The organism is Micromonospora sp. NPDC005194, from assembly GCF_040608335.1.
Lineage (GTDB): Bacteria > Actinomycetota > Actinomycetes > Mycobacteriales > Micromonosporaceae > Micromonospora.
The window spans coordinates 14,597-33,498 of the sequence record NZ_JBEXIA010000026.1 but is presented as its reverse complement, the minus strand read 5'-3'; the positions used below and the strand labels follow the sequence as shown (position 1 = coordinate 33,498).

Genomic DNA, 18,902 nt, shown 5'->3' with positions numbered 1-18,902 from the left:
ATGGGCTCTGCCCGTACCCTCCGGGTGGTGAACCGGCAACCGATCGCCGTGGCCCTGCGGGCGTTGCGGCAGACCCTGTGGGGCCCGGACGCCCCGCCCGGTCGACCGCTGCTGGCCCGCTGGCCCCGGCTCGCCCGACCCGCCGCCCCGGTCGGGCTGCTCGCCGCGCTCGGCCTCTTCTGGATCACGCTCACCGTGGAGAGCAACTGGGGTCTGCCGGTTCCGATCGCGGTGCTGTTCGCGGCGCTGACCGTGGCGCCGCTGCTGGCGCTGCCCCGGCGTCCGCTGCTGGCCTGGCGGCTCACGGTGCTGGCCCTGCTGGTGTGCACGTTCAACGCCCCGGCCGACCTGCCCGGACCGTGGACGCCGCCGCTGGCGCTCGGCTCGGTCGCGGTGGTCGCGGTCGTCGTCGCGCGGGTCGACCGGCCGGTGCTGGCCTGGGTGGTGGCGATCACCGCGGTGCCGGTGCTCACCCTGGTGCGCGCGGAGAACCGGGCCGCCGTCCTGGCGCTGCTCGGCGCGCTGGCGATCGTCGGTGACCTGATCCGGCGCAACCGGCTGTCCCGGCGGGCGCTGGCCGCGCAGACCGAGCTGAGCGAGCGGGAGCAGGAGCGCCGCGCGGTGCTGGAGGAGCGCACCCGGATCGCCCGCGAACTGCACGACGTGGTGGCCCACCACATGTCGCTGATCGCGGTGCAGGCCGAGACCGCGCCGTACCGGCTGACCGACGTGCCGGCGCCGGCCGCCGCCGAATTCGCCGCCATCGCCGGCTCGGCCCGCGACGCGCTGACCGACATGCGGCGGCTGCTGGGGGTGCTGCGCAGCGAGGCCACCGGTCCGCAGACCGCTCCGCAGCCCGACCTGACCGACCTGGGCCCGATGGTGGACGCGGCCCGTCGCGCCGGGCTGCCGGTGACCCTGGACGTCGACCCGCTTGGCGACGGGCGGGTGCCCGCGCCGGTCGGGCTGGCCGCGTACCGCATCGTGCAGGAGGGGCTGGCGAACGCGGCCCGGCACGCGGCCGGCGCCGCGGTGCGCGTCACCGTCCGCGCCCGCCAATCCGGTCTGGGAGTACGCGTCGAGAACTCCCCGACCGACGCCCGACCGACCGCCGACGGCAGCCCGGGGCATGGGCTGACCGGCATGCGGGAGCGGGCCACCTCACTGGGCGGTACGTTCACCGCCGGGCCGCTGCCCGACGGCGGTTACGCGGTGGCGGCCGAACTGCCGTACGAGCCGGAGAGCGGAGACGCATGATCAAGGTGCTGATCGCCGACGACCAGGCGATGGTCCGGCAGGGCTTCGGCGCGTTGCTCGCCGCCCAGCCGGACCTGCTCGTGGTGGGTGACGCCGCCGACGGCGCGCAGGCCGTCGCCGCCGCCCGCCGGCTCGACCCGGACGTGGTGCTGATGGACGTGCGGATGCCGGTCATGGACGGGCTGGAGGCCACCCGCAAGCTGCTGGGCGACCGCTCGGCGCAGCGCCCCCGGGTGCTCATCCTCACGACGTTCGACCTGGACGACTACGTGTACGAGGCGCTGCGGGCCGGCGCCAGCGGCTTCCTGCTCAAGGACGCGCCGGCGGCCGACCTGGTGCAGGCGGTGCGGGTGGTGGCGGCCGGGGACGCGCTGCTCGCCCCGGCGGTGACCCGCCGACTGATCGCCGAGTTCGCGGCCCGCCCGGACCGCCGCCGACCCCGCCCCACCGACCTGGCCGGGCTCACGCCCCGCGAGACCGAGGTGCTGCGGTTGATCGCCCGGGGGCGCAACAACGCGGAGATCGCCGGTGACCTGGTGGTGGCGGAGCAGACCGTCAAGACGCACGTGGGGCGGATCCTGGCCAAGCTGGGGCTGCGCGACCGGGCCCAGGCCGTGGTGCTGGCGTACGAGACGGGTCTGGTCGCCGCCGGCGAGTAGTCCCACAGGGCCAGCCGGGAAACGGCTCCCCGGGGCGACGCCCGCGACCCGTGTCACGGTGACGGCGCTCACCGCCCGGGGTGGCCTGGCCCTGCCCGGGCTGCACACCGCGCCGGACGGTCCGGCGTGGGTGCTGGCCCGGTTCTGCTGGCTGCCCCTGCTCGCCGCGGTGCTGGTCACCGTCGTGCGTACGGGCCGTCGACACGGGTCGGCGGACCGCCCCGACCGGTGGCGTCGGCCGGGCGGTGGAGCGGTTGCCGACCGGTCGGCCGAGTGCGTGCCGGCGCCGGCTCAGGTGTACGCTCATCGACGTTCCGGGCCGGCCGACTTGCAGGAGGTGATCGCTGTGCGAGATAGCGATCCTCCTAGTCGTGGCCGGGCCGATGGTCAGCCCCGCTGAGCCACGACTCAGTCTGGCGAGCTGACCCCGCTCCGCTCCCCCACCGCCTCGGCTGACGCCGGGGCGCGTGTGCCGCGCCGTCCGGTCACCGGACGGTCGCCGGGAGCCGCCCGGTCACGACTTCGTGTGCGCGTCCCCACCCCCTGCGGTCCGCCCCCCGCACGCGGACCGTCCAGCCGCCACTCGGAGCCGTCCATGAGCCGCTACGTCGCCCCGCTGGGCTTCACCCTCGCCGCCGTCTGGGTGGCCGTCGTCTTCGTCCTGGCCGGCGGCGGTCACTGACCACCGCCGGCCCGTTCTCTTTGCTGGCCGTTCGCTGCCTGTCTCTTCCCTGGCCGTCCGCTGCCCTGGCCGCCCTCAGAGCATCCGCGACGACCAGAGCAGGCTGAGCGCGCCGGCGCAGAGCGCCAGCAGCAGCGCCAACCCCGCGTACCACTGGGTCACCTCGCGCGGCTCGGTGCGGAACCCGATCGAGCTGCCCATGTCCTGGTAGACCTGCTTCAGCTCGCTCACCGAGGCCGCCTCGTAGAAGTAGCCCTCGGTGGTCTCGGCCAGCTCCGCGAGGGCGAGCCGGTCCACCGGCACCCGCTGGAGCTGCCCACCGATGTCGACCTGACCGGTGTCGGTGCCGAACGCGATGGTGGAGACCGGCACGTTGGCCGCCTGCGCGGCAGCCGCCGCCTCCTCCACCGACCGGCCGGAGGTGCGGAACCCGTCCGACAGCAGCACGATCCGCGCCGGTGGGATACCCGCCGCGCCGTCGGCCGGCACCGACCGGATCGCCTCCAGGCAGGTGAACACCGCCTCGCCCGTCGCGGTCGCCTCGGCCAGCACCAGCCCGTCGATCGCGGCGGTCACCGCGTCCCGGTCCTTGCCCGGCGGCACGAGCACGTTGGCCGCCTTGGCGAACGAGACGAGACCCAGGTTGTAGCTCTCCGGTAGCTCGCCCACGAACTGCTTGGCCGCCTCCTGCGCGGCCTCCAGCCGGTTCGGCGCCACGTCGTCGGCCTGCATGGACAGCGACACGTCGATGGCGAGCATCACCGTCGCCCGCTCCAGCGGCTCCTTGGTGTCCACCGCCGGACGGGCCAGCGCCGTGGCGAGCACCAGCAGGCAGAGCAGGAACGCGGTCGCCGGCACGTGCCGCCGCCAGCCCAGACCCTTCGGCGCGACGGTCCGCAGCAGGTCCACGTTGGTGAACCGCATCGCGTACGCCCGGCGGTGCAGCTGCCGCCAGATGTAGAACGCGGCGAGGGCGAGCACCGGCAGCACGGCCAGCAGCCACCACGGTTGCAGAAAACGGATCATCGTGTCGTCCCCCGGGTGCGGGCGTGCCGCTGCGCGGCCACGAAACGCACCATGTCCAGCAGCCAGTCTCGGTCGGTACGCAGACGCAGGTGGGCCGCGCCGGCGCCACGCAGCGCGGCGGCGATCGTGGCCCGTTGGGCGGCGGCGGCCTCGGCGTAGCGCTGCCGCAGCCGCGGGTCGGCGGTCTGCACCTCGTGCAGCTCACCGCTCTCCGGGTCGACCACCGGCAGCACCCCCACGTCGGGCAACTCCAGCTCGCGCGGGTCCACCACCTCGATCGCCAGCACGTCGTGCCGGACGCGCAGCTTGCGCATCGGCCGGGCCCACTGCTCGGTCGGCGCCAGGAAGTCCGAGACCACCACGGCCACCCCGCGCCGCCGGGGCGGGCGGTTGAGCATGTCGACCAGCGCGCCCAGATCGCCCCGGCCGGGCTGGATCGCGGTGCCGGCGACGGCCCGCAGCAGGCCCTGCGCCTCCTTGCGGCCGGAGCGGGCCGGCAGTCGGGTGAGCACCCCCGGCCCGACCGGCGGCGGGCCACCGCGCCACCGTCGCGCCGGTGCGGACGCGCCACCACCGGTGCCGATCACCGCGCCGATCCGGTTGCCGCCGCGCACGGTCAGATGGGTGATGGCGGCAGCGGCGGCCACCACCACCTCCCGCTTGAGCCACTGCCCGGTGCCGAAGTCCAGGCTGGCCGAGAGGTCCAGGGCCAGCCACGTCTCCAACTCCCGGTCCGCGACCGTCCGCCGCACGTGCGGGGTCGTGGTCCGCGCGGTCACCGGCCAGTCCATCCGGCGTACGTCGTCACCGGGGCGGTACTCCCGCGACTCCCCCGCCTCGCTGCCCGGCCCCGGGAGCAGGCCGGCGTAGTCACCCTGGAGCAGACCATCGAGCTTGCGGGTGACCAGCAACTGGAGTCGGGACAGCACGGCCTCGCTGCGGTCGGGGGCGGGACGAGGGGTGGGTGAGGTCACGGCCGCTGCCCGGGCCAGCCGGCGCCCGGCGGCGGGGTACTCGGCGGCGGGGTGGCCTGCTGTCGGGGCGCGACGGCCGGAAGCGGGATGGTCGACATCACCCGGTGCACGATGTGGTCGGCCGGCACGTCGTCGGCGAGCGCGTCGTAGCTGAGCACCAGCCGGTGGCGCAGGATGTCCGGGGCGATGTCCTGCACGTCCTGCGGCAGGGCGTAGTCGCGCCCGCGCAGCAGCGCCAGCGCGCGGGTGGCCCGGACCAGACCGAGCGAGGCGCGCGGGCTGGCCCCGTACTGGATCAGCTGGGCGACGTCCGGCATGCCGTGCTCGGCGGGTGCGCGGGTGGCCAGCACCAGGCGCACCGCGTAGTCGACCAGCGCGTTGTGCACGAAGACCTGGTCGGCCTTGCGTTGCAGGGCGATCAGCTCGGGGGTGTCGAAGACCGCCGTCGGCTCCGGGGCGGTCACGCCCATCCGGTAGACGATCTCCCGCTCCTCGGCGTCGGTCGGGTAGCCCACGACGATCTTCATGAGGAACCGGTCCCGCTGCGCCTCCGGCAGCGGGTAGACGCCCTCCTGCTCGATCGGGTTCTGGGTGGCCATCACCAGGAACGGATCGGGCACCCGGTGGCTCTCCCCGCCGATCGACACCTGGCGCTCGCTCATGACCTCCAGCAGCGCCGACTGCACCTTGGCCGGAGCGCGGTTGATCTCGTCGGCGAGCAGGAAGTTGACGAAGACCGGGCCCAGCTCGACGTCGAACTTCTCGCTCGACTGCCGGTAGATCCGGGTGCCCATGATGTCGGCCGGCACCAGGTCCGGGGTGAACTGCACCCGGGCGAAGGACCCGCCGACGACCTTGGCGAGGGTCTCCACGGCCAGGGTCTTGGCCACGCCGGGCACGCCTTCGAGCAGGCAGTGACCCCGGGCGAGCAGCGCGACGAACATCCGCTCGACCATCCGGTCCTGCCCGACGATCACCCGTTTGATCTCGAAGAGCGCCTTCTCCAGCAGGCTGGCGTCCTGCGCGGGCGTGGTCACCGGTGCGGGTGTGTCCGGTGCCGTCCCGTTCGGCGTCGGGGCGTCGGGCGTGGTCGGCTGGGCCACCGGTCCTCCACAGCGTTGGTCGGTCGTCGCGGCTGGTGCGGTATCAAGCCTCGCACGCCTTCCTGAGTGCCGAGGTGGGGAGAAGCCGATTTTCGCCGCGGGCGTCCAATGCCCGAATCGCGTGTCACGGGTGGACAGGGACCGGCCCGCCGTGTGTACGATTCACCCCGTCGCCGGGCGGCTCCCCCCGTGGCCGCCCGGCGCTCAAGCTTTCCGTCCGGCCGCCCTAGACTGGCCCGGATGAGCCTCCCCTCCCCTGCCGACGAGCCCCTGGTCTGCTCGGCCCGGGGCTGCCGCGCCCCCGCCGTCTGGGCGCTGGAGTGGAACAATCCGCGCCTGCACACCGCCGATCGGCGCAAGACCTGGCTGGCCTGCGCCGAGCACCGCGGCAGTCTCGGCGAATTCCTGAACGTTCGCGGCTTCCTTCGTGCCGTCACTCCGGTGCCCGGATCGCCTACCCTCGACACGTGAGCGAGCGCAGCGAGCGACCGATGAGGCACGGCAGCGGGGCGCTCCGCGCCGCCGACGGGCAGGGCGAGGCGGCGGCACACGGCGCACGGATCGTGCGGCGTCGCGGCGTGCGGAACGGCGCCCGCCGGTGAGCGCGGAGGACCGCGTCGACCGCCCGACCTCCCCCGACCCCACCTCCCCGGCCAGTCCGCCGCCGCCCGGCGTCGCGCCGCCACCCGGCGCGTTCCCGGCGCCCGGCACACTCGGCCCGGACCCTTCCCCACCGGACGTGTCGTGGCCGGCCCCGCTGCCGCCGAGCGCCCTGCCCCCGCCCGGCGGGTACGACGCCGCATCGCCTCCGCGCGGCGGGTACGACGCCGGTCCGCCCCCGTCCGACCTGCCGTCGCCTGGTCTCCTGCCGTCGGGCACGGGTTCGGTGACCCACTCCGGTCCGCAGTCGTCGGGGCGAGGGCCGCTGGAGCCCTGGCCGGACACCGTCCGGTGGCAGCCGATCTCCACCAACCTGATCTGGGTGGAGCTGATCCGGCTCGCGGTCGTGGTGGCCATCGGCCTGGCGGTGACCGCGATCGGCTGGGCGCTGAGCGGCCACTGGCTGTTCGGGCTCGCACTCGCCCTCGTGGTGGTGCTCGGCGCGTGGCGGGCCATAGCCATCGTCCGCGCGGTACGCGCCTGGGGCTACGCCGAGCGCGACGACGACCTGCTGGTGCGGCACGGGCTGCTGGTCCGGCGGTTGTCCATCGTCCCGTACTCCCGCATGCAGTTCGTCGACGTGAGCGCCGGTCCGCTGGAGCGTGCCTTCGACCTGGCCACGGTGCAGCTGCACACGGCGGCGGCCGCCAGTGACGCGCGGGTGCCGGGGCTGCGTCCGGCGGAGGCGTCCCGACTGCGCGACCGGCTCACCGCGCTGGGCGAGGACCGGGCGGAGGGGCTGTGACCGCCCGCGCGGGTGACCGTCGGCACCGCCGAGAGCCGGCCCGATGAGCGACGGTCCCGCCGAGCCGGACACCCGGCCTCCGCTGCCCGCCGGCAGCGCGCCTCCCGCCGGCGCACCGCCTGCCGCCGGCAGCGCGCCTGCCGCCGGCGCACCGCACCCCGTTGGCCCGCCCACTCCGCCACATCCCGGTCCGCCTGCTCCGCCGTACCCCGCGGGACCGCCTGGGGTGCCGTACCCCGCGGGGCCGTCTGGGGTGCCGCCCGGGGCGGTCTACCCCTGGCCGGCGTCGCCGGGCGGCGGTGACGGTGAGCCGCGGCAGCGGCTGCACCCGCTCAGCCCGCTGCTGCACGGCGCCAAGTCGCTGGTCGTGGTGATCGCGGGCTTGTCCTGGTCGACGCTGTCGCGGGTCGGCTTCGGCTGGTTCGCCGCCATGGTGGTGGTGCTGGCGCTCGGCGCGACCGTGCTGTCGGTGATCAGCTGGTACAACACCGGCTACCACGTGGTGGGCCGCGAACTGCGGGTGCACGAAGGGCTGCTCTGGCGGCGTACCCGGGCCATCCCGCTGGAGCGGTTGCAGGCCGTGGAGGTGGTCCGCCCGCTGCTCGCCCAGCTCACCGGCCTGGCCGAGCTGCGCCTGGAGGTGGTCGGCGGAGGCAAGACCGAGGCGCCGCTGGCGTACCTCGGAGTGGCCGACGCGGCCCGCCTGCGCGAGCGGCTGCTGACGCTCGCCGGGCGGACGACCCCGCCGCCCCCGCCCGGCGTCACCGCGTCTCCGACGGGACCCGGGACGCCGACGGCCGCGGCGGGACGACCGCTGCACGCGGTGCGCAACCAGAACCTGCTGGTCAGTCAGTTGCTCACCCCGCAGGCGTTCCTGCTCCCGTTCGGCGTGGCCTTCGTCGTGGTGCAGTTCGTCACCGCCGGGTCGTGGTCCTTCGTCGCGGTGGCGAGCACGCTGACCGCGATGGCCGGTGTGCTGCTGCAACCGATCCGCCGGGTGCTCGACGATTGGAACTTCCGGCTGGCCCGCGACGGCGGCACCCTGCGGGTGCACAACGGCCTGCTGGAGACGCGCGCGCAGACCGTGCCGCTGGACCGGGTCCAGACCGTGCGGGCCACCTGGCCGCTGCTGTGGCGGGTCAACGACTGGCTGCGGCTGCGGTTGGAGGTGGCCGGCTACTCCGTGGCGGAGGCCGACGACCGCAACCGGCCGGACCGGCTGCTGCCGGTCGGCGACCTGCCGACCGCCACGATGATCGTCGCCGAGGTGCTGCCGGGCGTACGCCTGGACGCGCTGACGCTGAGCCCACCACCGCCCCGGACGCGCTGGCTGCACCCGCTCGGGCGCGGCGCGCTCGGGGCGGGTCTGTTCGAGCGGGTCTTCGCCACCCGGTCCGGGCTGCTCACCCGGCAGTTGGCGATCGTGCCGTACGCGCGGATCCAGAGCGTGCGGGTGGTGCAGGGGCCGGTGCAGCGCCGACTGGGGCTGGCGACCGTGTACGCGGACACCGCCGGCGGCTCAGGCGCGGCCGCCCAGGACCGGGACCTCACCGAGGCGTGGGCCCTGGCAGCCGAGCTGACCACCCGAGCAACCAAAGCCCGCCGCACGCCCTAACCCCACCCCACCCCACCCCACCCCACCCCTCCGGTGATCATGAAGTTATTGCCCCGACACGCCGAGCGGACGGCCAATAACTTCATGATCGACGGGGGCAGGGCGGGGGCAGGGCAGGGCAGGGCAGGGCAGGGCAGGGCGGGGTTGGTCAGTGGTCGGCGGGTATCGCTGGTTGGTCGCTTGGTGTGGGGTGTCTGTCGACTGATGGGTCGGGGGCGACCGTCTGCCCTGGTGGTTCGTTGGCGGCCCCCGCTCGGCGGGCCCGTAGCGCCGCCCAGCCACGCTCGGCCAGGCCGACGACCAGGTAGGTGAGCCCGACGTACGTCCAGCCCACCAGCACGTCGATCACGTAGTGCTCACCGGAGTAGACCAGGGTGAAGGTCATCGCCAGCGGGTACGCGAGCAGCAGCGGCCACCAGCGGCGACGGGTGGTGGTCAGGAAGAACAGCACCACGAACAGCGCCCACGCCGTGTGCAGAGACGGCATCGCGGCGACCGGGTTCGAGGCGATCTGGCCGGCGTTGAGCACGTTGCCGGCGCCGTGCATGCCGAACGCCTTCCAACCCCGGGTGGAGATCCGGGCGACCTCGGTGAGCAGGCCGTTCTGCGCCGCCCACCACGGCGGGGCGGCTGGGTACACGAAGTAGGTCACCAGGCCGGCGGCGCAGAGGAAACCCCAACGCCGCATGTACGCGGCCCAGCGGCGCCGGTCGCGCAGCCAGAGCACCGCGGCGGCGGTCAGCGCCACCACGAAGTGCGAGAAGTACACCCAGCTCGCCGCGACGTCCCACCAGTGCACCTGCGGGCGGTAGAGGTGCTCCTGCAACCAGATGGTGGGCACCTCCCCGCCGGTGGCCCAGCCGAACATGAACCGGTCGGCGACGATCAGCTCCATGGCGTGCGGTGTGGCCCCGTTGTCGGCGAACCCGCGCGAGAGGTTGTAGACGACGAACAGCAGCACCACCGGCACCCAGTCCCGGGCGAAGCGCAGGTGGCTGCGCCACGGCCGCTCGCTGTTCCAGGCGATGGTCGCCAGCCAGATCCACACGAAGGCGTACGCGGGGTCGGTGGGCAGCCCGATCGCCAGCCAGGCGGCGACGAAGGCGACCGCCCAGATCGTCATGGCGACGACGCGCCGACGGCCCCCGTCCGGGGACGCGGGCGGGTCGGTCCGGGCGGGGGGTTGGGGGTCAGTCACGACGGCCATCGCGGTCAAGGTTAACGACGGGTACGGCATCGACCGACGGGGACCACCCGGCGAAGCCGTGCACACGTGGACGGCGGTCGGTGTGCGGATCGTCGGGCGCGTGCGCGACGGGCTCGGCGAGCACCTAGGCTGACGACCATGCAGGAGCAGCCCGAGCCGGCCTTCGCGCCGGGTCTGACCGCCCAGGTCGAACTGACCGTCACCGACACGGACACCGCCCAGGCGGTCGGTTCGGGGGACGTACCGGTGCTGGGCACACCCCGGGTGCTCGCACTCGCCGAGGCGGCCACCGTCGCGGCCACGGCGGCCACGCTGCCGCCCGGGTCGACAACTGTCGGCACCCGGGTCGAGTTGGAGCACCTCGCGCCGACGGTGGTCGGGCGCACGGTACGGGCGCAGGCGCTGCTCGCGGCGGTCGACGGTCGCCGGTTGTCGTTCGAGGTCACCGTCGCGGACGGCGACCAGACGGTGGCCCGGGGCCGGGTCGACCGGATCCTGGTGGACCGGCAACGCTTCGTCGACCGGGCCGGGCGGTCGTCGTGAGCGCCGGGTTCAGCGAGGTCGCCGACCGGGTGTACGTGCTGCGCGAGCCCCTGCTGCGGGTCAACGTCACCCTGGTCGTCGGCGACGACGAGGCGCTGCTGGTGGACACGCTCTCCTCGGCCGGGCAGGCCACCGAGCTGGCCGCCGCCGTCGGGCGGGTCACCGACCGTCCGCTGACGCTCGTCAACACCCACCACCACTACGACCACTGCTTCGGCAACGCCGTCCTGGCCGGCGACCCACCCCGACCGGTGTACGCGCACGAGCGGGCCGCCGCGGCCCTGCGCGACGAGCCGGAGCGGCTGCGCCGGGAGGCGTACGAGGAGGTGCGCACGGAGCACCCGGAGCTGGCAGCCGAGCTGGCCGACACCCCGCTGCTCGCTCCGACGCACACGGTGCACACCGAGACCGCACTCGACCTGGGTGGCCGGCGGGTGCTGCTGCGGCACCCGGGGCGCGGGCACACCGACGCCGACGTCGTGGTGCACGTGCCCGACGCGGACGTGCTCGTCGCCGGCGACCTGGTGGAGCAGAGCGGCCCGCCCGCCTTCGAGGACTCGTACCCCCTGCAGTGGCCGGACGCGGTCGCGGACCTGCTGCGGCTGACCACCGCGCGCACGGTGGTCGTGCCGGGCCACGGCGACCCGGTGGACGTCGGGTTCGTCCGCGCCCAGCACGCCGAACTGGCGCGACTGGCCTGGCTGATCCGCGCCGCGCACACCGGCGACGCGCCACCGGAGCGGGTGGCCGCCGAGGCCCCCTTCGGGGCCCGTGCCGCCCTGATCGCCGCCCGCCGCGGCTACAACGAGCTCAACGGCACCGTCTAGCTGCCGAAGCGGCGCTCGACGTCGGTGCGGGTGGGCATGGCGGTGGCGCCGCCCGGGGATTCGCAGACGAGGCCCGCCACCCGCAGCGCGAAGGCCACCCGCTCGACCCAGCCCGCCGGGTCGTCGGGCTCGCCGTCGAGAAGCAGGTCGGCGATCAGCGCGGCCATGACCGAGTCGCCGGCGCCGGTGGCGTCGATGGCGTTGACCTTGGGGGCCCGCACCCGTACCGGATCCGCACCGGCGGCGGCCAGCACCGCGCCGGCCGCACCGAGCGTCACCACCACCGTGGCCGCGCCCAGCTCACGCAGGTACGCGGCCACCCCCTCGACCGGCTCGCGCGGGTAGAGCAGCGCGGCGTCGGCGGTGCTCAGCTTGACCAGGTGCGCGCCCGCGGCGAACTCGGCCACCACCTCGCGCAGCCCCTCCAGCGCGGCCGGCCCGTCGAGCAGGTGGGGGCGTACGTTCGGGTCGAAGACGCGCAGCCCGGCGGCGAGCGACCAGGCCCGGCGCGCGGCGGCCAGGGTGCGCGGTTGCACCAGCACGACCGAGCCGCAGTAGAGCACGTCCGCGCCCTCCAGCAGCGCCAGGTCCAGCTCGTCGGCGCCGAGCAGGCTGTAGGAGGGCGGCTCGCCGTAGAAGCGGAAGTCGGGTTCCGGCCCGTCGTACGTGACCACCGCGAGCGCGGTCGACGCCGGCACCGTGACCGCACCGGCGAGACCGACGCCGACATCGGTCAGGAAGCCGCGGATCCGCCCGCCCAGCACGTCGTCGCCGAGCGAGCCGACGAACTGCGCCGCACCGCCGAGCCGGGTCAACCCGACGGCGACGTTGAGCGGCCCACCGCCGATCGCCTGCCGGTAGACCCGTTCCCCGTCGCGCTCGGTGTCGAGCAGGTCGACGAGCGCCTCGCCGAACACCACCGCGTACCCCATCGAAGTCCCTTCGTCGTCAGCCGGCAGCGTCCCGGCGTGCCGCACGCCGGCCCGCCGAGGGAACGATCGGGCGGACATGGTCCGCTGGCACCAGGCTGGCACAACGGACGCCCTGCTGGGCGGCGAAGACGCGGTACCGGTGCGGCGTCAGCCCGGGTGGTGGATCGGCCCGTCGAGCGCGGACAGGGGCCGGCCGCTGCCGCCCCAGCGGGCGGCGACGATCTGCGCGGCGACGCTCACCGCGGTCTCCTCGGGCGTACGACCGCCGAGGTCCAGCCCGATCGGTGAGGCGAGCCGGTCGAGCTGCTCCGGGCTGAGCCCGGCCTCGCGCAGCAGCTTGTGCCGCTCGTCGTGGGTACGCCGTGACCCCATCGCGCCGACGTACGCCAGCGGTTGGCGCAGGGCCAGCGCCAGCAGCGGCACGTCGAACTTCGGGTCGTGGGTGAGTACGCAGACGACGGTGCGCGCGTCGACCCGGCCGGCGTCGACCTCGGCCCGCAGGTAGCGGTGCGGCCACTGCACCACCACCTCGTGCGCGTCCGGGAAGCGCCGCCCGGTGGCGAAGACGGCCCGGGCGTCGCAGACGGTCACCTGGTAGCCGAGGAACGCGCCGATCCGGGCCACCGCGGCCGCGAAGTCGATCGCCCCGAAGACGATCATCCGGGGCGCGGTGGCGTACGCGGCCACGAAGAGGCTGAGGCCGGCGCCCCGGCGCTGCCCGTGGTAGCCGTACCGGAGCACGCCGCTGTGCCCGGCGGCGAGCAGTCCGAGCGCGTCGTCGGTCGCGGCGTCGTCCAGCCGGTCGTCGCCGAGCGAGCCGGTCACCTGCCCACCGGTCAGCACCAGCCGTCGGCCCAGTCGCCCCGCCGGGTCGGTCGGGGCCGCGCCCGGGGGGTCCCCCGCGTCGGCGGCCACGCAGGTGATGACCGCGGCCGGTTCGCCGGCCCGCCGCGCGGCGGCGACCGCGTCCAACTGCGCGAGGGCGCCGCCGTCGATCCGCTCCACGAACACGTCCAGCATCCCGCCGCAGGTCAGGCCCACGGCGTACGCCTCGTCGTCGCTGACGCCGTAGTGGACCAGCTCGGGTACGCCGGTGTCGAGCACGTGGCGGGCGCGTTCGTAGAGGTCGGCCTCGACGCAGCCGCCGGAGACGCTGCCGGTGACCGTGCCGTCGGCGGCCACGAGCATGGCGGCGCCGGGCGGCTGGGGCGCCGATCGCCAGGTGGCGACGACGGTGGCCAGGGCGACCGGCTCGCCGGCGCGGCAGCGGCGGTGCAGGTCGTCGAACACGTCGGGCACGCGCTGCCGCCTCCTTCGTCTCGTCGCCGTCCGGTCCCGCCGTACGACCGACAGGGCGACGTGCGCCGCCCCGACGCGGGAGATCTGCCCGGACGGCCGTCGTCGCCGTGGGGATGCAGACCATCACTATAGGAGAGATCCCGCCGATCCGATCCGGAGACGGGTGAGCCGACGACGGCACGACGGGCCGCGTCACCCGCGTTTTCACACATCGAGGATCGACTATTGCGCCGACGACGGTCGCGTGGTGGGATGACGCGTACCGGGCGGTGCGAGGGCTGCCGCGCCGCCGGTTGCCGGGTTGGTTCGACGCGAGGGCACCGGTCCAGGACAGGACCGTTGATGGCGTGTGTCCGCTGGCCGCTCTTCGGCCGGGGCACGTCACTGTGATCGCCGCAACCGCCCGCACGGCGCTGCGACGACACCACAACCCCACCCGATTGCGGCGGGGCGGCTCGGGCGGCACGCCTCGCGAGTCAGGAGAACCCGTGAACCGTTCCCGTACGGCCGCGTTGCTCACCGCGGCCCTTACCCTCGCGCTGGGCGCCGTAGCCCTGGCGTCCAGTCCGCAACCGGCCGCCGCGCACGGCGCGGCGATGACGCCGGGCGCCCGGACCTACCTCTGCTGGCAGGACGGCCTCAGCCAGACCGGCGAGATCAAGCCGAACAACCCCGCGTGCGCCGCCGCGGTGGCGCAGAGCGGGACGAACTCGCTCTACAACTGGTTCAGCGTGCTGCGCTCGGACGCCGGTGGTCGCACCACCGGCTTCATTCCGGACGGGCAGCTGTGCAGTGGTGGCAACACCGGCTACCGGGGCTACGACCTGCCCCGCACCGACTGGCCGCTGACCCACCTGACCTCCGGCGCGCGACTGGACTTCCGGTACAGCAACTGGGCGCACCACCCGGGCACCTTCTACTTCTACGTCACCAAGGACAGCTGGAGCCCGACCCGGGCGCTGGCCTGGAGTGACCTGGAGGAGCAGCCGTTCCTGACGGTGACCAACCCGCCGCAGCGCGGCGGCGTCGGCACCAATGACGGTCACTACTACTTCAGCGGCAACCTGCCGTCGGGCAAGAGCGGCCGGCACATCATCTACTCCCGCTGGGTGCGCTCGGACTCGCAGGAGAACTTCTTCGGCTGCTCCGACGTCGCCTTCGACGGCGGCACCGGCCAGGTGACCGGTGTGGGTCCGGGCGGCTCAAACCCGCCCACCACCCCGCCGCCGACCACGGCTCCGCCCACCACGCCGCCGCCGACCACCCCGCCGCCGACCACGCCTCCGCCCACGACGCGGCCGCCGACCACCCCGCCGCCGACCACGCCGCCGCCGTCGACCGGTGACTGCATGGCCGTCTACAAGGTGACCAGCGCCTGGCAGGGCGGTTTCCAGGGCGAAGTCACGATCATGAACCACGGCAGTACGCCGTTCGCCGGCTGGACCGCGAGCTGGACCTGGCCCAACGGGCAGGTGATCAATCAGATCTGGAGCGCCACTCAGACGACGTCCGGCGCCTCGGTGACGGCGACGAACGTCTCGTACAACGGCACGGTCGCACCCGAGGGCACGACCACGTTCGGCTTCCTGGCCAGCAGCACAGGAACGAACGGCATCCCGACGGTGACCTGCGCGCGCCGCTGAGGTTCCCTGAAATGATCAAGAGGTTTGCGTCACCCGGAGTCACTCGGGTGACGCAAACCTCTTGATCGACAGGGTGGGGTCGCTGGATCAGCGGACCATGGAGCCGACCACCGGCTTCGTCAGCAGAGCCGACTGGTTGCGCTGGATGCCCGGATCGAGCGTCTTGGCCACGAAGATGGCGTGCCAGATGCAGAAGATCAGCACCGTCCACACCTTGCGGGAGTGGTCGGCCTCCTCCCGCTTGTGCTCGTCGAGCAGCCGCAGCGCGTACGACAGGTCGAGCAGGTCACCCGCCCCCGAGGTGCTCAGCACGTGCCGGGCCCACTCGTACATCTCGCCGCGCAGCCAGACCCGGGTGGGCGTCGGGAAGCCCAGCTTCTTGCGGTTGACGATCGCCGGCGGCACGACACCCTGCAACGCCTGACGCATCGCGTACTTGGTGGCGTCGGAGCGCGGCGGCAGCTTGAGATCCACCGGGATCTTCGCCGCGACGTCGAAGACCTCGCGGTCGAGGAACGGCACCCGCACCTCCAGCGAGTGCGACATCGAGATCCGGTCGGCCTTGACCAGGATGTCGCCGCGCAGCCAGGTGTAGAGGTCGACGTACTGCATCTTGGTGACGTCGTCCAGCTCGGTGCACTCGGCGTAGATCGGCGCGGTCACGTCCGTGTAGCGCACCGAGGGGTCGTAGCGGCGCAGCAGGTGCTGCTTCTCCTCCTCGGTGAACATCCGGGCGTTGCCGTAGTAGCGCTCCTCGATCGGGGTGGTGCCGCGCTCCAGGAAGCTCTTGCCCTTGACCCCCTGCGGGATCGCCTTGGAGACCGCCCGCAGGCCCTTCTGCACGCCGCCGGGCAGGCCGTTGACGGTGCCGAGCGACAGCGGCTCCCGGTAGATCGTGTAACCGCCGAAGAACTCGTCGGCCCCCTCGCCGGAGAGCACCACAGTGACGTGCTCGGCGGCCTTCTTCGCCACGAAGTAGAGCGGCACCAGCGCCGGGTCCGCCACCGGGTCGTCCAGGTGCCAGACGATCTTCGGCAGCGCGTCGATCATGTCCTGCGGACCGATCTTGGTGGGGATGGTGGTGACGTCCAGGTGCCGGGCCGACTCCTGCGCGACGTCGATCTCCGAATATCCCGGCACGTCGTAGCCGACGGTGAAGGTGAGGATGTTCGGGTTGAACTCGCGGGCCAGCGCGACGACCGCTGTCGAGTCGATGCCGCTGGACAGGAACGACCCGACCGGCACGTCGGAGCGCATGTGCATGCGTACGCTCTCGCGCAGCGTCTCCCGGATCTCGTGGTAGAGCTTCTGCTCGTCGTCGACCGGCGCGGGCCGGAACACCGGCCGGTACCACCGGCGTACGTCGATCCGCCCGCCCGGGGACCAGGTCAGGTACTCCCCCGAGCCGATGCGGCTGATGCCCTTGTGCAGGGTGCCGGGCTCGGGAACGTACTGCAGCGTCAGGTAGTGGCTCAGGTTGGCCGCGTCGACACCCGCGTCGCCCTGGTAGTTGCTGTGCGCGAACGGCAGCAGCGCCTTCTTCTCCGATGCCAGGTAGAGGCCGTCGGCGGTCTCCAGGTAGTGCAGCGGCTTGATGCCGAAGTAGTCGCGGGCGCCGAACGCGCGCCGTTCCTGCCGGTCCCAGATGACGAAGGCGAACATGCCACGCAGGCGGGTGAGCACCTGCTCGCCCCAGTAGTGGTAGCCGGCGACGATCACCTCGCCGTCACCGGCCGTCGCGAACTGCGCGCCGAAGTTCCGGACGAGCTCGTCGCGCAGCTCGATGTAGTTGTAGATCTCACCGTTGAAGGTGAGCAGATAACGGCCGTTCGCGTAGGGCAGCGGCTCGTGACTCGACGCGACGTCGATGATGGCGAGCCGCTTGTGGGCGAACACGCCGTCCGCGTACCGGCCGGAGGCGTCGCCGACCACCTCGACCCCTGTCTCGTCGGGGCCGCGGTGGTGCAGGCATTCCAATGCTCCGGCGATGTGGTCGCGGTGCGCGGCGGCGTTGCCGTTCGCGCTGAAGAAGGCCAGGAGTCCGCACATGGTGGTCATCTTTCCACGCGGTCCGTCGGCCCGTCGCAGCCGTCCGTCGATCCGGAGCGCTCCCGGCCGCCACCAACACGAACCGGGCACGCGGTACCGTCGGGACCAGCAACGACGCGGAGGGAGCGGCGCAATGACCGAGGAACGCACCGACGGTACGCCGACAGACGGCACGGAATCGCACGATCCGGACTTTCCGGAGGCGTTCCTGTCCTTCATGCGGCAGGGCTGGCGGGACACCGAACTCCCGGTCACGCCCCGTCCCGAGGCACCCAACTACGCCAAGCGCCGCGCCGCGCTCTCGGCGGCGTTCCCCGGCGAGACACTGGTCATCCCGACCGGCGGCGAGAAGGTCCGCGCCAACGACACCACCTACCCGTTCCGGCCGGGCAGCGACTTCGCCTACCTGACCGGCGACCACGACCCGGACAGCGTGCTGGTGCTGCGCCCGAACGGCTCGGGGCACGACGCGACGCTGTTCATGCGGCCCCGCTCGTCCCGGGAGACCGACGAGTTCTTCCGCAGCCGGCACGGCGAGCTGTGGGTCGGCCGGCGACACACCCTCGGCGAGAAGTCCACCGAGCTGGGCATGCCCACCGCCGACCTGAGCGGCCTGGAGGCGGCGCTGGCCGACCTGGCACCCGGTCGCACCCGGGTGCTGCGCGGGTTCGACGCCCAGGTCGACGCGGCCGTCCGCCCGTACGACGGGGTCCGCGCCGAGGGGCAGCCGCCCCGCGACCGGGAGCTCGCGATCGCCATCTCGGAGCAGAAGCTGGTCAAGGACGAGTGGGAGATCGGCCAGCTTCAGGACGCCGTCGACGCCACGGTGCGCGGCTTCGAGGACGTGGCCCGGATCCTCCCCGCCGACCGCGCCGTCTCGGAGCGACTGCTGGAGGGGATCTTCGCGCTGCGCGCCCGCCACGACGGCAACGACGTCGGGTACGGCTCGATCGTCGGCGCCGGCGAGCACGCCACGATCCTGCACTGGGTGCACAACCACGGCACCACCCGTCCCGGTGACCTGCTGCTGATGGACATGGGCGTCGAGGGGCACAACCTCTACACCGCCGACGTCACCCGGGTGTTGCCGGTCGACGGCCGGTTCACCCCATTGCAGCGCCAGGTCTACGACGCCGTGTACGCCGCGCAGCAGGCCGGCATCGACATCATCAAGCCCGGCGTGGCGTTCAAGGACGTCCACCTGACCGCCATGCGGGTCCTCGCCGAGGCGCTCAAGGACCTCGGGCTGCTCCCGGTGAGCGTGGACGAGGCGATGGACCCGGCCTCGACGGTCTACCGCCGGTGGACGCTGCACGGCACCAGCCACATGCTCGGCATCGACGTGCACGACTGCGCCAACGCCCGCAAGGAGCACTACCGCGACGGCGTGCTCGGCGAGGGCTATGTGCTGACCGTCGAGCCGGGGCTGTACTTCCAGCCGGAGGACGAGCTGGTCCCCGAGGAGCTGCGCGGCACCGGCGTGCGGATCGAGGACGACATCCTGGTCACCGCTACCGGCGCGGTGAACCTCTCGGCCGGCCTGCCGCGCCGCTCCGACGAGGTGGAGACCTGGCTGGCCGAGCAGCGCGAGGCGGGTCCGCGCCTGCCCGGCTGACCCGGTACGACCCCCGGCGGGCCCCGCCCCCGGTGCCAGCGACGTTTTCCGTCGTCCTGACACCGG

Annotated in this window: 19 protein-coding genes; 12 read left to right on the top strand and 7 right to left on the bottom strand. The window is 73.6% G+C overall.

Going from position 1 to position 18,902, the window contains the following annotated elements; genetic code table 11:
- Positions 1-27: 27 nt before the first annotated feature.
- The 4 genes from ABZU53_RS21520 (at position 28) to ABZU53_RS21505 (ending at position 2,598) form a co-directional block, all read left to right on the top strand.
- Positions 28-1,257 (top strand): histidine kinase, encoded by a 1,230-nt coding sequence (locus tag ABZU53_RS21520; RefSeq protein WP_355067141.1) that lies wholly within the window; start codon positions 28-30, stop codon positions 1,255-1,257.
- Positions 1,254-1,916 carry a response regulator transcription factor gene (locus tag ABZU53_RS21515; RefSeq protein ID WP_354861699.1) on the top strand — a complete coding sequence of 221 codons (663 nt, stop codon included), beginning with the start codon at positions 1,254-1,256 and terminating at the stop codon, positions 1,914-1,916. Before ABZU53_RS21520 ends, ABZU53_RS21515 begins: the two co-directional genes overlap by 4 nt.
- Positions 1,917-1,974: 58 nt before the next feature.
- Positions 1,975-2,316 carry a hypothetical protein gene (locus tag ABZU53_RS21510; protein ID WP_355067140.1) on the top strand — a complete coding sequence of 114 codons (342 nt, stop codon included), beginning with the start codon at positions 1,975-1,977 and terminating at the stop codon, positions 2,314-2,316.
- A gap of 126 nt (positions 2,317-2,442) precedes the next feature.
- A complete protein-coding gene (locus tag ABZU53_RS21505) occupies positions 2,443-2,598 on the top strand; it encodes a hypothetical protein (RefSeq protein WP_354861697.1) in 156 nt (51 codons plus the stop codon).
- 75 nt (positions 2,599-2,673) lie between these two features.
- Here ABZU53_RS21505 and ABZU53_RS21500 read toward each other — a convergent pair whose 3' ends face one another.
- The 3 genes from ABZU53_RS21500 to ABZU53_RS21490 are packed head-to-tail and all read right to left on the bottom strand — an operon-like array spanning position 2,674 to position 5,701.
- Entirely contained in the window at positions 2,674-3,624 is a 951-nt protein-coding gene (locus ABZU53_RS21500) for a VWA domain-containing protein (RefSeq protein ID WP_354861695.1), read from the bottom strand.
- Positions 3,621-4,616: a DUF58 domain-containing protein gene (locus tag ABZU53_RS21495; protein WP_355067175.1), complete on the bottom strand. Its 996-nt coding sequence runs from the start codon at positions 4,614-4,616 to the stop codon at positions 3,621-3,623. Before ABZU53_RS21495 ends, ABZU53_RS21500 begins: the two co-directional genes overlap by 4 nt.
- Positions 4,595-5,701 (bottom strand): MoxR family ATPase, encoded by a 1,107-nt coding sequence (locus ABZU53_RS21490; protein ID WP_354861694.1) that lies wholly within the window; start codon positions 5,699-5,701, stop codon positions 4,595-4,597. The genes ABZU53_RS21495 and ABZU53_RS21490 overlap by 22 nt, the downstream gene beginning before the upstream one ends.
- A 240-nt stretch (positions 5,702-5,941) precedes the next feature.
- Between ABZU53_RS21490 and ABZU53_RS21485 the strand changes: the two genes are divergently transcribed.
- The 4 genes from ABZU53_RS21485 to ABZU53_RS21470 all read left to right on the top strand — a co-directional run bounded on the left by ABZU53_RS21485 (position 5,942) and on the right by ABZU53_RS21470 (position 8,721).
- Complete coding sequence (locus tag ABZU53_RS21485; protein WP_354861692.1) at positions 5,942-6,172, top strand: hypothetical protein; 231 nt, start codon at positions 5,942-5,944, stop codon at positions 6,170-6,172.
- Positions 6,169-6,303: a hypothetical protein gene (locus ABZU53_RS21480; RefSeq protein WP_354861690.1), complete on the top strand. Its 135-nt coding sequence runs from the start codon at positions 6,169-6,171 to the stop codon at positions 6,301-6,303. Before ABZU53_RS21485 ends, ABZU53_RS21480 begins: the two co-directional genes overlap by 4 nt.
- Before the next feature lie 263 nt (positions 6,304-6,566).
- Complete coding sequence (locus ABZU53_RS21475; RefSeq protein ID WP_355067174.1) at positions 6,567-7,106, top strand: PH domain-containing protein; 540 nt, start codon at positions 6,567-6,569, stop codon at positions 7,104-7,106.
- Between the two features lie 253 nt (positions 7,107-7,359).
- A complete protein-coding gene (locus tag ABZU53_RS21470) occupies positions 7,360-8,721 on the top strand; it encodes a PH domain-containing protein (protein WP_355067173.1) in 1,362 nt (453 codons plus the stop codon).
- Between the two features lie 148 nt (positions 8,722-8,869).
- On the opposite strand, the gene ABZU53_RS21465 is transcribed toward ABZU53_RS21470, so the two are convergent.
- Positions 8,870-9,928 carry a phosphatase PAP2 family protein gene (locus ABZU53_RS21465; RefSeq protein ID WP_355067139.1) on the bottom strand — a complete coding sequence of 353 codons (1,059 nt, stop codon included), beginning with the start codon at positions 9,926-9,928 and terminating at the stop codon, positions 8,870-8,872.
- A 138-nt stretch (positions 9,929-10,066) separates the two neighbouring features.
- On the opposite strand from ABZU53_RS21465, the gene ABZU53_RS21460 reads away from it, so the two are divergent.
- A complete protein-coding gene (locus tag ABZU53_RS21460; protein WP_355067138.1) occupies positions 10,067-10,471 on the top strand; it encodes a hotdog domain-containing protein in 405 nt (134 codons plus the stop codon).
- Entirely contained in the window at positions 10,468-11,298 is an 831-nt protein-coding gene (locus tag ABZU53_RS21455; protein WP_355067137.1) for an MBL fold metallo-hydrolase, read from the top strand. Before ABZU53_RS21460 ends, ABZU53_RS21455 begins: the two co-directional genes overlap by 4 nt.
- Here ABZU53_RS21455 and ABZU53_RS21450 read toward each other — a convergent pair.
- Both ABZU53_RS21450 and ABZU53_RS21445 read right to left on the bottom strand, forming a co-directional pair.
- Positions 11,295-12,230 carry a carbohydrate kinase gene (locus ABZU53_RS21450; protein WP_355067136.1) on the bottom strand — a complete coding sequence of 312 codons (936 nt, stop codon included), beginning with the start codon at positions 12,228-12,230 and terminating at the stop codon, positions 11,295-11,297. The genes ABZU53_RS21455 and ABZU53_RS21450 overlap by 4 nt on opposite strands.
- 147 nt (positions 12,231-12,377) lie before the next feature.
- Positions 12,378-13,529, bottom strand: a complete 1,152-nt coding sequence (locus tag ABZU53_RS21445; RefSeq protein WP_355067135.1) for an XdhC family protein — start codon at positions 13,527-13,529, stop codon at positions 12,378-12,380.
- Between the two features lie 488 nt (positions 13,530-14,017).
- Between ABZU53_RS21445 and ABZU53_RS21440 the strand changes: the two genes are divergently transcribed.
- Positions 14,018-15,172 carry a lytic polysaccharide monooxygenase gene (locus tag ABZU53_RS21440; protein ID WP_355067134.1) on the top strand — a complete coding sequence of 385 codons (1,155 nt, stop codon included), beginning with the start codon at positions 14,018-14,020 and terminating at the stop codon, positions 15,170-15,172.
- 87 nt (positions 15,173-15,259) lie between these two features.
- Here the strand turns inward: ABZU53_RS21440 and asnB are convergent, their stop codons facing one another.
- Positions 15,260-17,221 (bottom strand): asparagine synthase (glutamine-hydrolyzing), encoded by a 1,962-nt coding sequence (gene asnB, locus ABZU53_RS21435; RefSeq protein ID WP_354863278.1) that lies wholly within the window; start codon positions 17,219-17,221, stop codon positions 15,260-15,262.
- A 133-nt stretch (positions 17,222-17,354) separates the two neighbouring features.
- On the opposite strand from asnB, the gene ABZU53_RS21430 reads away from it, so the two are divergent.
- Positions 17,355-18,836, top strand: a complete 1,482-nt coding sequence (locus tag ABZU53_RS21430; RefSeq protein WP_355067133.1) for an aminopeptidase P family protein — start codon at positions 17,355-17,357, stop codon at positions 18,834-18,836.
- The last annotated feature ends 66 nt before the right edge of the window (positions 18,837-18,902 follow it).